Genomic DNA, 14,869 nt, shown 5'->3' on the forward strand with positions numbered 1-14,869 from the left:
CGGACTATGCAGATGCCGCATCCGCTTGGCAATGTGAAGGGGCAGGAGGATCGCTTGCACAACTTCGCGCGAGGGCGTGGATCGGCCACGCGCTTCGGCGTAACATCGCCGCAGGGCACCAGGCCCCACATCAGCGAGCCGGAAGGAGGACCCCATGTATGCCGCCATCCGTCAGGCCAAGGCGAAAAGCGGGAGCGCGGAGGAGCTGGCGCGCCGCATCAAGGAAGGCGCCGTTCCGATCATCAGCGATGTCGATGGCTTCCGCGCCTATTACGTGGTCTATGCCGGCGACGACACGGTGACCGCGATCTCCATCTTCGACAAGTTCGAGCAGGCGGAGGAGGCGAACCGGCGCGCGATCGCCTGGATCGAGAAGGATCTGGGCCCGCTGCTCGCGGGCCACGCCAGTGCCGCCGCGGGGCCGGTGATCGTGCATACGCTGGCGTAGGAAACGGTCACTGCGCTCCCGCCCCAATGTCGTCCTGGCGAAAGCCAGGACCCATTCCCCCAGGGAGTAGTTTTGCGACAATTGTCCGCCACCTTTGTTCACAGCGAACGCCGGTGGTAATGGGTCCTGGCTTTCGCCAGGACGACCACCAAAAATGTGTCGCGTGCAAACTGCAACAAATGCAGCCGCCGCTTCACAACTCCCGCGCATTCGAGAACGCGAAACTCGACACCCGCCTTGTCGTCTCATCCAAAATAAGCGTGCGCGTGATCGGCGGCTCGGCGCGCTGGGCGCAGTTTTCGCGTTCGCAGAGGCGGCAGTTGACGCCGATCGGCGTGCCCTCGGCCTTCTCAAGATCCATGCCGGCGGCGTAGACGAGGCGCGAAGCGTGGCGGATCTCGCAGCCCAGACCAATGGCAAAGCGCGGCTGCGGCAGAGGGTGGGGCGCGACGGGCCGGCGCACCATCTGCGCGATCGAGAAGTAGCGCGTGCCGTCGGGGAGCTCGATCACCTGCTTCAGAAGCCGGTCCGGCGTGTCGAAGGTCGAATGCACGTTCCACAGGGGGCAAGTGCCGCCGAACTTCGAGAACGGGAAGGTGCCGGAGGAGAAGCGTTTTGAGACGTTGCCGGCATTGTCGACGCGGAGCAGGAAGAACGGGATGCCGCGTGCGTTCGGCCTCTGCAGGGTGGTGAGGCGATGGCAGACCTGCTCGAAGCCGGAATTGAAGCGCTGCGCCAGCACGTGGATGTCGTAGTTCAGCGCGTCCGCTGCGGCCAGGAATGGCTGGTAGGGCATCATCACGCTAGCTGCGAAATAATTCCCGAGCGTAATGCGGAACAGGCGTCGCGGCGCATCGTCCAGCGGCCCGGCGCGGCCGATGATGGTTTCGAGATGCTGGGTGCATTCGCCGAGCCCGAGCTGGAACGCAAGCTGGAACGCGCGGCCGGGCGGATCGACGAGCTCGGAGATCAGGAGCTGGCGGCGATGGCGGTCGAAGCGCCGCAAGGTCTCGCGCATCACGTCGACCGGCATGATGCGGGTCTGAACCGAATGCTTTTCGCGCAAGCGCGTCACGAGGGCGGCATAGAGCCCTTCGGCCGGCACGTTCAGTTCGTCGCGCAGGGCTTCGGCGGCCTGCTCGAGCTCCGGAAAATAATTGCGGTTGGCCTCGATCAGTTCGCGCACGCGCTCGACCGGATTGGCCTCATAGCGCGTGCCGACGTCGCGGTCGGCCATCTGCGCCGCGGCCAGCGTCTCGCCCTGGCGCGCCTCGGTATAGGCGGCGTAGAGCCGTTGCAGCGCATGGGTGACGCCGGGACAGAGCTCGGCGAGGTCGCGCAGCTCCTGCTTGGGGACGTCGATCTGGCGGAACAGCGGATCGGAAAAGATCTCGTTCAGCTCGGCGAAGAAGCGGTCCTCGTCGGCGGTCGCAAGATCCCGCAGGTCGAGATCGTAGGTCTCGGCCAGCCGCAGCAGGATCTGGGCGGTCACCGGGCGCTGGTTGCGCTCGATCAGGTTGATGTAGCTCGGTGAGATCCCGAGCCCCTCGGCGATCTGGGTCTGCGACAGCCCCAATTGCTGCCGGATCCGCCGGAAGCGCGGGCCGACGAACAGTTTCTTCCCGGAATCGGTGGCCATCAGCGCTTCTCCAAAGCCGGTAGGGACAGCTTCGCTGACCCATATTTTTTACAAACTTTACAAAATAACACGTGTGACATGTTCTTATGTTACATGACATCACCATTCAAATACAAGCCTACTATACGAGCTAGGGATTCTCGCGTTTAGCTCTCACCACGCATTTCGCAATGCACTGTCAAAAATGTCGACAACCAACACTGCAGTTTGTCGCGAGCCAAGGGATCACGGATATGAATTTCCAACCGCGTGAGATGAGCGACCGGGCGCTCCAGGGTCCGGCTTCCTATCAGAGCGAGATTGAGGCGGCCGAAGCGCTCCTCAAGACCAAGGAGACCTGGAACGGCGTTACCGCTGAAGCCGTGGCGCGCATGCGCCTGCAGAACCGCTTCAAGACCGGCCTGGATGTTGCCCGCTACACCGCGGCGCTGATGCGTGCCGACATGGCCGCCTATGACGCTGATAGCACCAAGTACACCCAGTCGCTCGGCTGCTGGCACGGCTTCATCGCCCAGCAGAAGCTGATCTCGGTCAAGAAGCACTTCGGCAACACCGATCGCCGCTACCTCTATCTCTCCGGCTGGATGATCGCGGCGCTGCGCTCCGAGTTCGGGCCGCTGCCGGATCAGTCGATGCACGAGAAGACCTCGGTGCCGGCCCTGATCGAGGAGCTCTACACCTTCCTGCGTCAGGCCGACTCCCGCGAGCTCAACGACATCTTCCGCAGCCTCGACAAGGCGCGCAAGGAAGGCGACAAGACCAGGGAGAAGGAGCTGATCGAGAAGATTGACAACTTCCGGACCCATGTCGTGCCCGTCATCGCCGACATCGACGCCGGCTTCGGCAACGCCGAGGCGACCTATCTGCTCGCCAAGAAGATGATCGAAGCGGGCGCCTGCGCTCTTCAGATCGAGAACCAGGTCTCCGACGAGAAGCAGTGCGGACACCAGGATGGCAAGGTCACCGTGCCGCACGAGGTCTTCCTGGCGAAGATCCGCGCCTGCCGTCACGCCTTCCTCGAGCTCGGCGTCGAAGACGGCATCATCGTGACCCGTACCGACTCGCTCGGCGCAGGCCTCACGCAGCAGATCGCCGTCAGCCACAAGCCCGGCGACATCGGCGATCAGTACAACAGCTTCCTCGATTGCGAGGAAGTGACGGCGGCGAACGCCCGCAACGGCGATGTCATCATCAACCAGAACGGCAAGATGATGCGTCCGAAGCGGCTGCCCTCCAACCTCTATCAGTTCCGTCCCGGCACCGGTGCAGATCGCTGCGTGCTCGACTGCATCACCTCGCTGCAGAACGGCGCTGACCTGTTGTGGATCGAGACCGAGAAGCCGCATATCGAGCAGATCGCCAGCATGGTGGACCGGATCCGCAAGGTGGTTCCGAACGCGAAGCTGGCCTACAACAACTCGCCGTCCTTCAACTGGACGCTCAACTTCCGTTGGCAGGTCTACGATGCGATGAAGGAAGCCGGCAAGGATGTCAGCAAGTACAACCGTGCGGAGCTGATGAAGGCGGAATACGACGACACGCCGCTGGCGATCGAAGCCGACGAGCGGATCCGGACCTTCCAGGCCGACTCCGCCAAGCGCGCCGGCATCTTCCACCATCTGATCACGCTGCCGACCTATCACACGGCCGCGCTGTCCACCGACAATCTCGCCAGGGAATATTTCGGCGAGCAGGGCATGCTAGGCTATGTGAAGAACGTCCAGCGCGCCGAGATCCGTCAGGGTATCGCCTGCGTGAAGCATCAGAACATGGCGGGCTCCGACATCGGCGACGATCACAAGGAGTACTTCGCCGGCCAGGCTGCCCTGAAGGCGGGTGGCGCGCACAACACGATGAACCAGTTCGGCTAACGGTGGAATTGAGGAGGACTGACAATGAGCAAAGGCAGCAATTTCTGGGTGATCGGCGGCGAGTTCGGTTCGATGAACTTCCACAAGCTCGTGGAAGGCTCGGCCCAGGTCAAAGGCCCCTTCAAATCCCGCAAGGAGGCCGAAGACTGCTGGCGTGAAGTGTCGGAAGAGAACCGCCACAAGGCCGGCGTCCGCTTCTCCATCGTGGAAGAGCCGCACCGCGCTCCGGCAGCCTAGAGCATGATCCGGACCCGGAGGGCCGCGTTAGCGCAAAGTGTGCAGCGGTTTTCCGGAAGATCATGCTCAAAACAATAACGGCTTCTGACGGCCCAAAATCGAAGAAGACGTCCAAGGACGGACGGTCCCATCCAGGCTTTGCCTGGGTGGGATCGTCTGTTCTTGGACAGGGAAAACTGACCCCCGGGGCCTTAAGTATCTGGAATTGTACGGCCTTTGCGGCGATCATGGTTGCTGATAGGTTAACGGACCTCGTCCAGGAGCCGAACCATGTCCGAGCCCGAGATCGCCGGGACCCATGCCCCTCAACCGCGCACCGTGCGGCTGCGCGATGCGCTTCTGAAGGCGCGGATCGAGGCCGCCGACCGGACCGGCGTCGTGGTCGACCTGCGCGATGCCGAGGTGGCGCGGCTGGAGATCCTCAACGACGCGCTCGATCCCCTGTTCGCTCAGGTCCCGGAGCAGATCGACCTGTTCGACCGCGGCGTCAGCCAGGGCGAAACGCCGCGGCTGTGGATCGACGTCGTCGCCCACATCATGATGGGACGCGACAAGCGGATGTACCGCTTCGTCCAGGACACCCGCTTCGGCCGTATCGTGCTCGCCGAGTCGCACGACACGGCCGTGATCGTCGAGGCGGTGACGGATTACGTCGCGCGCCGCATGATCGAGCGCGAGCACGCGATGGTCGTGCCGCCCGAGCCGAAGGCGGCGGAGCCGGAGAAGCCGCGTCGCTCCCGCATCTGGCCCTTCGTTTTCGGCTTCGTCCTCGGCGCCGCCGCCCTGTTCGGCCTCGCCTTGCTTGCGGCGTTGCAGAGCTGGTGAAGACCTCGTCATTGCGAGCGCAGCGAAGCAATCCAGGAATGTTTCCGCGGAGGGATTCTGGATTGCTTCGCTGCGCTCGCAATGACGGCGAAACTAAACCAGCCGCACGTGCTTGATCTGCCGAACCTGCAACCCATGATCCAGACTGTGTACGGCCTGCTCGCAGCGCCAGCCGGCATTGTCCTTTTCGATCGCGAACAGATTATACGCCGCCGCCGGGTAGCGCCCATGCGCCAGCGCCGAGGCCGAGGGAACGCCGACCGCGGGCACGTTGCCGTTGGGCCCTTCGAACCACATCGTCGAATGCACGTGGTCGTGGCCGTGCAGGATCAGCTCGACGCCGTGCTGCCTGATCAGCGCGAGCAACGCATCCGAATCGGTCAGCCGCTTGTGGCGCGACTTCGACCTGAGTGGATGATGGACCAGGAGGATGCGAAACACGTCTTCGCTCGAAAGCCGCGCCAGCACCTCTGCGAGCGCTGCGAGCTGGTCGCGGCCGAGCGTGCCCGTCGCCATCAACGGCGCCGTCGGCACTGCCGTCGACAGGCTGATCAGCGCCGCCGGTCCGCGCCGGCGCACGGCGGGAAAGAAGCTCGCCGCAGGCTCGTCGCCGGCAATGTAATCCAGGAAGGTTTCGCCAAAGCGCTGGCGTGTCGCACTGACATAGGCGTCGTGATTGCCGGGGATCGCGGTGACGCGATCCGGCGGACCGACGCCTTCGAGCCAGGCCAGCGCTGGCGCGAACTCCGCCTCCAGCGCCAGGTTGACGAGGTCTCCCGTCACCGCGATGTGGTCGGGGCCTTGCGCCTTCATGTCCGCGACCAGTGCGTCGAGCACCTCGCGGCGCTGGTATTTGTGGCGGTTGCGCGCCCAGTTGACGTAGCCGAGGGCACGCTTGCCTGCGAGCTCGATCAGCCGGGGCCTTGGCAGCGGCGCCAGATGCGGATCGGACAGATGCGCGAGTATGAACGGTGCCATCAGATGCGCGATTGCCTCGCTATTCCCGTGCTGTAATGGCAAGGTCTGTCTTGCGACGCAAGGAAAGCTTCAAGGAAAGCTTCAAGGAAAGCTTGCAAGGAGTTTTGGAAGGAGCCTGATGGCAGGACGTCTGGACAAGATGCGACGGAAATACGAGTACCTGCTGCGGCGTGTCTTTCACTCCTACTTCCTGCTCGCCCGCGGCATGACGCTCGGCGTCCGCGCCGTGGTGCTGGACCGGGACAATCGCGTGTTCCTGGTCAGGCACAGCTATGTCAACGGCTGGTATCTGCCGGGCGGCGGTGTCGATCTCGGCGAAACCATGGAAGCTGCGATGCGGCGCGAATTGAAGGAGGAGGGCGACATCGACCTCACCGGGGGTGCGGCGCTGCACGGCATCTTCCTCAACAGCCACGTCTCGCGCCGCGACCATGTCGCGGTCTATGTGGTCAGGGAGTTCAGCCAGGAGCGCCTGCCGGAGCCCAACCGCGAGATCATCGAATGCGGGTTCTTCGCAAGCTCAGCCCTCCCCGAGGGCACCACGCCCGGCACGCGGCTGCGGATAGCGGAGGTGCTGGAGGGCCGCCCGCCGATTGCGACGTGGCGATGAGGCGCGGCTATGCTAAAGCAAGGATGAGTCTGGGTTGAATGGATGGGGCCCCGGGCTCGCTCAACCTCTTCCGCTTGCGGGGGAGGTCGGCGCGAAGCGCGGGTGGGGGCTCTCTCCACATTGGGAGTATCGATTGCGGACACACCCCACCTTCCCACGCAAGCGGGAGAGGGGCGCACCTGCTTCGTGGCTCGCAATCAGACCCGATATTTTGGCAGGGCGCCGCGTCCCCAGCGCGCCAGGGACAACGGATGAAGAGCCTCAAAATTACCTTCGGCCTGATCTGCCTTGCGATCCTCGCCAGCAACATCGTGACGATGTCGCGCTGGAACGAGGCGCGCGGCGTCTACGACGACATCTGCTATCTGCGTCAGGCACATCTGTTCCAGCGCTTCGGGCTCGGTGGCATCGACACCGATATTTCACGGAATGACGACCACTTTCTGGAAGGCAAGTTGAAGGAGATCGAGTTCCCCGACTGGAATACGCAGAGAATGGCGCCGTGCCATACCTCGCAGCCCGACAACAAGTTCGTGCTGCAATATCCGCCGGGCACCGGCTTTCTGCTGGCGCTGTTTCCGGAAGGACATCAGGTGGCGCCGCTCTACGTTTTTGCAAACCTGATCGTGTGCGTCCTCGCGCTGCTCGGCATCCTCGCGGCGCGCACCCTGCCGTTGACCGTGGGAGCAGGTAGCTTGGGCGCGCTCGCAAGCTACCTCATGATTAATCCGGCGAAGGCCAGCTACTCGATCGCACCGACCATGGCGCTCTGCGCCATCGCTGGATTGCTGACCGCGCTGTGGCTGGTCAAGGCGAAGCGCAATCTGTGGCTGGTGATGTCGATCGGGCTCCTGCTCGGTCTGTCCGTGAATTTCAGATTGTCCAATCTGTTTCTGGTCTCCGGCTATGTCCTGTATCTCGGCATCTCCTTTCTTCGGACGCGCAAGCTTGCGGAGTTCGTGCAAAGTTCGGGCTTCGGTGTTGCCTTCGTCATCGGCATGGCGCCGACGCTGATCGCGAATGCGATCAATGCCGGTAGTCCTTTCACCACGACCTATGGCGGCGCCGACGTGTCCGCACCCGAATTCAATGTGAGCGTGCTCGGCCAATACCTCGGGGACCCGCAGCTCGGGCTGACCGCGCTCGCGATCGGCTCGACCGCCTGGCAGCTCCGGATGGGCGAGGGCGGCGTGCGCCAAGTCGCTCTCATTGCCGCCGGCAATCTGCTGGTCAATCTCGTCTTCTTCCTAAGCCACCCGGTCTTCACGCCCTATTACGTCGTGCCGATCGCGATGCTGACGCTGTGGAGCCTGTCCTTTGCCGAGCTGATGCAGCCGGTGGAAGCCTCTCAAGAGGCGCCGCTATGTGAAGGGGCGGCAAGCGTTGGAGCGCTGTCGCCATGACATCGACAGCGCTTCGCATCGCCGTGCTGGTGCCCTGCTACAACGAGGAGGCGGCGGTCGCGACCGTCGTCGCCGATTTCCGCAAGGCGCTGCCCTCGGCCGAGATCTATGTCTACGACAACAACTCGCGCGACCGCACCGCAAGCGTCGCGCGCGAGGCCGGCGCGATCGTGCGCAGCGAGCGGCGGCAGGGCAAGGGCCACGTGGTACGCCGGATGTTCGCCGACATCGAGGCCGACGTCTATGTGCTGGTCGATGGCGATGCGACCTATGATGCGCCGAGCGCATCCCGCATGATCGACAAGCTCCTCGACGAACATCTCGACATGGTCGTCGGCCTTCGCGTCGATCAGACACAGGCCGCCTACCGGCTCGGCCACCGCACCGGCAACCGCATGCTGACGGGCTTCCTGTCGTCGAGCTTCGGCCAGGCCTTCAAGGACATCCTGTCCGGCTACCGCGTGTTCTCGCGCCGGTTCGTCAAGTCCTTCCCCGTGCTCTCCGACGGTTTCGAGATCGAGACCGAGCTCGCGGTCTACGCGCTCGAGCTGTCGCTGCCGGTCGCCGAGGTCGAGACGCCCTATTACGCGCGCCCCGAGGGCTCGTTCTCCAAGCTCAACACCTGGCGCGACGGTTTTCGCATCCTCGGCACCATGCTCAAGCTCTACCGCTCCGAGCGGCCGCTGCGCTTCTTCACGCTGATCGGAATTCTGCTGGCGCTGATGTCGATCGTCCTGGCGATCCCGATCGTGATCACCTTCATCGAGACCGGTCTCGTGCCGCGCTTCCCGACTGCCTTTCTGGCGATGGGCCTGATGATCATGGCACTGTTGTCGGTGTCGTCGGGGCTCGTGCTCGACACGGTCACGCGAGGACGGCGGGAAATGAAGATGCTCGCCTACCTGTCCCAGCCGGCGCTGAAAAGGAACGGAAGCCTTGCCGGTGGACCTTCGCACTCCCAGATGCTAACCCGCGAACTGACATGAACGATCTCTCAGTCACCATCCTTCCCGAGGCTGCCGGCGACGCCCAGGCGATCGAGCGCCTGCACGAGCGCACCTTCGGGCCCGGACGCTTCGTGCTCAGCGCCTACCGCATCCGCGAGCACGTCGATCACCTGCTCGAGCTCTCCTTTACCGCCCGCATCGGCACGCTGATGGTAGGCTCGGTGCGCCAACTGCCGATCACGATCGGCGATACCAAGGCGCTGCTGCTCGGTCCGCTCACCGTCGAGCCGCCGTTCCGTGGCCGCGGCGTCGGCCACTTACTTCTCGAGCGCGCGCTCAAGGACGCGAAGGCGCAAGGTCACGCCCTCGTGCTGCTCGTCGGCGATGAGCCCTATTACACCCGCGTTGGCTTCAAGCCGGTGCCCAAGGGCCGCATCACCATGCCGGGCCCGGTCGACGCCAGCCGTATCCTCGTCTTCGAACTCGTCGATGGCGCGTTCGAAGACGTGTCGGGCCCTGTCGGTCCCGACTGGAGCAAGGCGCGGGGGTAGGAGAGGGCGTGGGTTCATCCAACGCCGATTGATCGATCCTGAATGCGAAAGCCGGATACGCTATACCTTCGGCGCGGTTTGTGCCAAAACCGCGGGCACGAAGCTGACGAAGGACATGTGAAGTTTGGCCGCATCCAAGAAGGGCGCCGAGCCCGCGGAACGCCAGAACGGGATTGATCGGACCATCGATCTCCTGGAAGCGCTGCTGCATTTGCGCGCGCCCTCCAAGCTCAGCGACCTCGCGAAGCAGATGGGCGCGCCGCGGTCGACGGTCTATGCCATCGCCAACCGCCTGATCGAGGCGGACCTGCTGGAGAGCGTCGGCGAGGGCGGTCAGGTCTATTTCGGCAAGGCGGTGCATCTCTACGGCCGGGCCTATGCGGAGGCCAATCCCCTGCATCGCCGATGCCGCGAAGCCCTCGACCGGCTGGCGACCGAGCATAGCGCGACCGCGCAACTCTGCGCGCTACGTGGCCGCAAATACGTGGTGGTCGATACAAGGGACGGGTCGGGCCTGTTCCGGATCACTACGGATGTCGGCATCGAGGTGCCGCTGCCGTGGACTGCATCCGGCAGGTTGCTGCTGGATCACATGAGCCCTTCGGAGATTCGTGCGTTCGTTCCGAAAGAGGATTTTCGTCTTCCGGACGGACGCCTGCTCGACGTCGGTGATTTCATCAAGGACGTCGCGCGCGCGAGGCGCGAAGGCAGATGCGTGACGACGGCACTGTCCGATCGGTTTACGTCGTGTCTTGCCGCGCCCATCCGCGACAAGAAGGGGGTCGCGGTCGCGACGCTCTGCTTCGTCGTTCCCGCGGACTCGCTGAAGGAACGCAGGACCGCGCTGCTCGACGATCTCGTCGCCACCGCAACCGAACTCTCAGATCGCCGCTGAGCCGAGCCGACAGGCAGCGTACGCACGATGCATCCGCATCGTTTCGTGCGCTGTCCTCGCGCGGCTCTCGCCGCGTGCGCGACGCATTCAGGTGAGGCGGTCCGGAACGTCCAGGCTTGACATCACGGCTCGGGAATATCTAGCATGACGCTATAAGATACTATTGTCCACTATAAGAGACTATAACAATGGCCGGCGCGACGAGGTTTCTCTCGGTTCCGTATTTCGACGGGACGAAAGACATGGTCCCGCGGCTTGGAGAGGATTCGAAATGACGAACGCAGGCCGACAAGTACCCGGGCGACGCTGGCTGATCGGTTGTCTCCTCGGCGTCGGAATCCTCATCAACTACATCGACCGTGTCGGGCTCTCTGCCGCGACGCCCGAGCTCACCAGGGAGCTTGGCCTCACCGCCACCGACATCGGCCTGCTCGGTAGCGCGTTCTTCTGGACCTATTCGTTGCTGCAAGTCCCGGGCGGCATGGTGCTGGACCGCTTTGGCGTCACCGCGGTCGGCCGCGCCAGCAGCTTCCTCTGGGCGGTCGCCGCCACCATCACTGCGCTCGCCAGCGGACTTTGGGGTATCGCCGCCGCGCGTCTGTTGCTCGGAGTCGCGGAAGCGCCGGCATTTCCGGCAAGTCAGAAAGCGACCGGCCACTGGTTTCCGCTCGACGAACGCGCGCGTTCGACCGCGATCTTCGATTCTGCCGCCAAATTCTCCAACGTGATCGGCGTGCCGCTGGTTGCCTATGTGATCTTTCTCTACGGCTGGCGCTGGGGTTTTGGCGTCACGGCGCTGCTGAGCTTTGCGTATTTCATCGCCTACTACGTCATCTATCGAAATCCGAGCGAGGATCCGAAGCTGTCCAAGGCGGAGCATCACTACATCGTCGCCGGCGGCGGCACGCCGGAAGGCCCGGCCACGGCGGGGCAGAGCCGCATGCTCGGCTACCTCTTGCGCAACCGCAAGGTCTGGGGGCTGACCATCGGGTTCTCAGCCTATGGCTATACCTTCTATCTCTTCCTCACCTGGCTTCCGGGCTATCTCGCCCAGACCATGCATATGAATCTGATGTCGGCCGCGGGCTATTCGACGATCCCCTGGATTTTCGCGACGTTGTCGGACCTCCTGATCGGCGGGTTCCTGGTGGATCATTTGATCGCGCGTGGCTACGACAGCACGAGGGTGCGCCAGTCGGTGATCATCGTCGGCATGCTGATGGGGCTTGCCGTGATCGGCGCCGCGTTCACCGTGAAGCCAGGCTGGGCGCTGCTGTGGCTGTCGATCGCGATCTCGGGGTTATCAGCCGCGGCGCCCGTCGGGTCCTCGATCGTGTCGCTGATCGCGCCCAAGGGCGGCGCGGGAACGGTCGGCGGCATTCTCAATTTCACCAACAACATGATGGGCGTCCTCGCGCCCATCGTGACCGGAATCGTGGTCGACTGGACTCAATCCTTTGCCGGCGCTTTCATGATCGCCGGCGTCGTGCTGCTGATCGGCATCTTCTTCTATGTCGTGGTGCTGGGACGGATCGAATCGATTCCCGATTTCGCCGAGCCACTGCCGCGAGACGCCGTGGTCGTCCACTGAGGAGGGGAGCATGCCCCAAGGTCCGAACCAAGGTAGGGATACCCTCATCCGCAATGCCCGCCTGATCGACGGCACCGGCGCGCCGTGGTTCGAGGCCGACCTGCGCATCAGCGGCAGCCGCATCGCGGCGATAGGCGCCTCCTTGCCCGCGGACGGGGCCGAAATCATCGACGCGCGCGGATGCTACCTCGCGCCGGGCTTCATCGACGCCCACTGCCATGACGATCTGATCTGCCTGCGCGAGCCTGATAGGCCCGAGAAGGCGCTGCAAGGCGTGACCACGCTCGTGGTCGGCAATTGCTGCTTTTCGCTCTACCCGGCGACCGCAAACTCCGCCGAGATGCTGCGCCAGCACTTCTCGGGCCTCGCGGGTGAAACCCGCGCGAACGAAGTCTTTGACAGTTTCGACGGCTACCGGCTGGCCCTGGAAGGGCCGGGCGTGGCGCTCAACCTCATCTCCTTGGTCGGGCATGCCGCGATCCGGCTCGCGGTTCTCGGTTACGAACGCCGCGCGGCGACGGACCGGGAGGTCGCGGCCATGCAGGCACTGCTCGCAGAGCAGCTCAGCCAGGGCGCAGCCGGCCTGTCGCTCGGCCTCGTCTATCCGCCGAGCGCCTATGCCGACACCAATGAACTGTGTGCACTGGCAGCGACCGTGCGCGCTCACGGCAAGCTGCTCACGGCGCATGTCCGCAGCTACGAAGCGGGCCTGCTGAGCTCCATCGACGAGTTCATCGCGATCCTGCGCGTCTCCGGCGCGGCGGGTCTGCTGTCGCATCTTCAGTCAGCAGGAAAGCCGAACTGGGGCGCTATCCCTAAGGCGCTCGACCGGCTCGAGGCCGCACGAGCGGAGGGGATCGATATCTCCTTCGACATGTATCCGTATCCTGCCGGCAGCTCCTACATGCTGCAATTGCTACCGCCGGCCGCGCTCGAAGGCGGCATCGACGCGCTGCGCGCGCGGTTGCGCGATCCGGGCAAGCGCGAGGCGCTTCGCGTGCTGGTGGAGGAAGGCGATCCCGATCCGCATGCCGCGCAGTCCAAGATCGTGCTGATCGGCTGGCATAATGTGCGCATTTCCGGCACCGGCAATCCCGCGCTGAAGCCGCTCGAGGGCAAGTCGATGGTCGACGCCGCGCGCGAGCTCGGCATCTCGCCGTTCGATCTCATGGTTCGGTGTATCGAGGAAGACCAGGGTCAGACCGGCATCATCATGTTCCAGCTCGATGAGGCTGACCTGCGTGCGGCCTTCACCCATCGCCTGCACATGGTCGGCTCCGACGGCATTCCGCGCCCGGGCACCAAGCCGCATCCGCGCGCCTATGGCAGTTTCCCGCGCGTCGCCGGCCGGCTGACGCGTGAGCAAGGCTGGCTGACTTTGGAAGATGCCGTGCGGCGAATGACCGCGATGCCCGCCCAGCGCTTCGGCCTGTCCGACCGCGGCATCCTGCGACCGGGCATGATCGCGGATATGACTCTGTTCGACGATACCATCATGGACAAGGCGACGTTCGAGGCGCCGACGGAAATGCCCGCGGGCATCCGTTCGGTATTCGTCGCAGGCGAGGCCGTGGTCGCCGACGGACGCAGTACCTTCGCCCGTCCGGGCCGGGCTCTGATCACCGGATGACGGCGCCGCCGCCAATGGCTCGTCTCTCCGACGTCCCGAATCCGAACTTCATCACCTGTTGTCGCGGAGTTTTTTGATCGATGACGTCCGATCCTTTTAAGCAGAGCCGATCAGCGTGCCGGTTACGCGCGCCAAGCGTCAGGAGTTCATGCGCGAACGGTACTAATTGATCGCGCAGACACCTGAAACGGCGCGCTTCCTTCAAGCACGGCGCATGTCGGACGGTGTGGCATCGAACCGCCGTCGGAACACGCGGTTGAAATAGGAGATGTCCACGAATCCTGCCGAATGCGCGAGATCGCTGACCTTGCGCCGTCCGTTGCGGGGATCGAGCAGCAGCCTGCGAGCGAGCAGCAGGCGTTGTTCAAGGAGGAATTCGGTGAACGTGGTCCCCGCCTGTTCGAACATCCGCTGTGCGTGGCGCGGACTGACGCCCGCCTTCTGAGCGATCGAGTGGATCGTCAGATCACCCCGGCTCAAATTGGCGATGGCTTCGGCGCGCATGAGGTCGAGCCGTGCGGCGGAATGACCTCTGTTGTTCGCAAGTTCTGTGCGGTCGGCGTCCGTTCTCAGCAACAGCCCGATGAGATCGACCATGTGTTGGGCTATCAGATGCTGGCCGATCGCGTCTGTTTGCGGGCCAACCTCGGTGGCGAGTGCGTGGTAGCGTATGATGGCTTCTCTTATGGGATCTTGATCGCCAAGAACCCGCGCCATCCGGTCCTCCGCCTTTGGGCAGATCGTGAGGAGCAGGGATCGCGGGATGCGAATGCTCTTGCTCTCGCCTTCGTTGCTGACGTGCGCGCCACAGAGCACGCTCATGTCCCCGAGACACATTTGCGATTCCGACAGTTCGATCGATTGTCCCGAGTGCCATATGCGCACCCGACCGGACGTGGCGATGAGGAGGCACATGTCGTCGTAACCGTCGTTCAGGAGTTCGCGCGTGCGCGAGAAGCGCGCCGACGATCCGCCGGGAGCAGCCAGCGCGAGACCGCCCACCAGGCTGACTTGCAATGTGCACTCGATGTTGCCGCTGTTGCCCGGCTGAACGTCGACGCGGAGAGTGGACCGGCAGAATTCCTCGCGCCATCGTTCGTAATCGCGTCCATGCGGCGGGCCCGAGTAGCCAGTGACAAAGAAATTCGGCACGCCCGCTTTATCCATCACGACTCCCTTCGCTGGCCACGGCCCAACCGTATCCGAGGTTTCCTGAGCGAAAGGCCGGCCCAGCGGATATCGCA

At 63.9% G+C, this 14,869-nt stretch carries 14 protein-coding genes; 11 read left to right on the plus strand and 3 right to left on the minus strand.

Annotated elements, in window-relative coordinates:
• Positions 1 to 154: 154 nt before the first annotated feature.
• Positions 155 to 448, plus strand: a complete 294-nt coding sequence (locus tag Q2941_RS23540) for an antibiotic biosynthesis monooxygenase (protein ID WP_027522803.1) — start codon at positions 155 to 157, stop codon at positions 446 to 448.
• Positions 449 to 641: 193 nt separating this feature from the next.
• Here Q2941_RS23540 and Q2941_RS23545 read toward each other — a convergent pair whose 3' ends face one another.
• A complete protein-coding gene (locus tag Q2941_RS23545; RefSeq protein ID WP_027522804.1) occupies positions 642 to 2,087 on the minus strand; it encodes a helix-turn-helix domain-containing protein in 1,446 nt (481 codons plus the stop codon).
• A 233-nt stretch (positions 2,088 to 2,320) separates the two neighbouring features.
• Here Q2941_RS23545 and Q2941_RS23550 point away from each other — a divergent pair, with 233 nt between their 5' ends.
• The 3 genes from Q2941_RS23550 to Q2941_RS23560 all read left to right on the plus strand — a co-directional run bounded on the left by Q2941_RS23550 (position 2,321) and on the right by Q2941_RS23560 (position 5,020).
• Positions 2,321 to 3,958, plus strand: coding sequence for an isocitrate lyase (locus tag Q2941_RS23550; RefSeq protein WP_458193880.1), 1,638 nt, complete (start codon positions 2,321 to 2,323; stop codon positions 3,956 to 3,958).
• Between the two features lie 24 nt (positions 3,959 to 3,982).
• On the plus strand, positions 3,983 to 4,195 hold the full coding sequence (locus tag Q2941_RS23555) for a DUF4170 domain-containing protein (protein WP_027522806.1): 213 nt from the start codon (positions 3,983 to 3,985) through the stop codon (positions 4,193 to 4,195).
• A 270-nt stretch (positions 4,196 to 4,465) separates the two neighbouring features.
• Positions 4,466 to 5,020 carry a hypothetical protein gene (locus Q2941_RS23560; RefSeq protein ID WP_027522807.1) on the plus strand — a complete coding sequence of 185 codons (555 nt, stop codon included), beginning with the start codon at positions 4,466 to 4,468 and terminating at the stop codon, positions 5,018 to 5,020.
• Between the two features lie 93 nt (positions 5,021 to 5,113).
• Here Q2941_RS23560 and Q2941_RS23565 read toward each other — a convergent pair whose 3' ends face one another.
• Complete coding sequence (locus tag Q2941_RS23565; RefSeq protein WP_027522808.1) at positions 5,114 to 5,998, minus strand: metallophosphoesterase family protein; 885 nt, start codon at positions 5,996 to 5,998, stop codon at positions 5,114 to 5,116.
• A gap of 118 nt (positions 5,999 to 6,116) precedes the next feature.
• Between Q2941_RS23565 and Q2941_RS23570 the strand changes: the two genes are divergently transcribed.
• The 7 genes from Q2941_RS23570 to Q2941_RS23600 all read left to right on the plus strand — a co-directional run bounded on the left by Q2941_RS23570 (position 6,117) and on the right by Q2941_RS23600 (position 13,625).
• Positions 6,117 to 6,608 carry an NUDIX domain-containing protein gene (locus tag Q2941_RS23570; protein WP_027522809.1) on the plus strand — a complete coding sequence of 164 codons (492 nt, stop codon included), beginning with the start codon at positions 6,117 to 6,119 and terminating at the stop codon, positions 6,606 to 6,608.
• Positions 6,609 to 6,859: 251 nt separating this feature from the next.
• Positions 6,860 to 8,011: a hypothetical protein gene (locus Q2941_RS23575; RefSeq protein ID WP_458193881.1), complete on the plus strand. Its 1,152-nt coding sequence runs from the start codon at positions 6,860 to 6,862 to the stop codon at positions 8,009 to 8,011.
• Positions 8,008 to 8,997, plus strand: coding sequence for a glycosyltransferase family 2 protein (locus tag Q2941_RS23580; RefSeq protein ID WP_254107942.1), 990 nt, complete (start codon positions 8,008 to 8,010; stop codon positions 8,995 to 8,997). Before Q2941_RS23575 ends, Q2941_RS23580 begins: the two co-directional genes overlap by 4 nt.
• Entirely contained in the window at positions 8,994 to 9,509 is a 516-nt protein-coding gene (locus tag Q2941_RS23585; RefSeq protein ID WP_458193882.1) for a GNAT family N-acetyltransferase, read from the plus strand. Before Q2941_RS23580 ends, Q2941_RS23585 begins: the two co-directional genes overlap by 4 nt.
• A 124-nt stretch (positions 9,510 to 9,633) precedes the next feature.
• Positions 9,634 to 10,404 carry an IclR family transcriptional regulator gene (locus Q2941_RS23590; RefSeq protein ID WP_027522811.1) on the plus strand — a complete coding sequence of 257 codons (771 nt, stop codon included), beginning with the start codon at positions 9,634 to 9,636 and terminating at the stop codon, positions 10,402 to 10,404.
• A 271-nt stretch (positions 10,405 to 10,675) separates the two neighbouring features.
• Complete coding sequence (locus Q2941_RS23595; protein WP_458193883.1) at positions 10,676 to 11,995, plus strand: MFS transporter; 1,320 nt, start codon at positions 10,676 to 10,678, stop codon at positions 11,993 to 11,995.
• 10 nt (positions 11,996 to 12,005) lie between these two features.
• The gene (locus Q2941_RS23600; RefSeq protein ID WP_458193884.1) at positions 12,006 to 13,625 is read left to right on the plus strand and encodes an N-acyl-D-amino-acid deacylase family protein; all 1,620 of its coding nucleotides are present in this window, start codon (positions 12,006 to 12,008) and stop codon (positions 13,623 to 13,625) included.
• Positions 13,626 to 13,826: 201 nt separating this feature from the next.
• Here the strand turns inward: Q2941_RS23600 and Q2941_RS23605 are convergent, their stop codons facing one another.
• Positions 13,827 to 14,792 (minus strand): AraC family transcriptional regulator, encoded by a 966-nt coding sequence (locus tag Q2941_RS23605; RefSeq protein ID WP_458193885.1) that lies wholly within the window; start codon positions 14,790 to 14,792, stop codon positions 13,827 to 13,829.
• Positions 14,793 to 14,869: the final 77 nt, after the last annotated feature.

The organism is Bradyrhizobium sp. UFLA05-153, assembly GCF_054185185.1.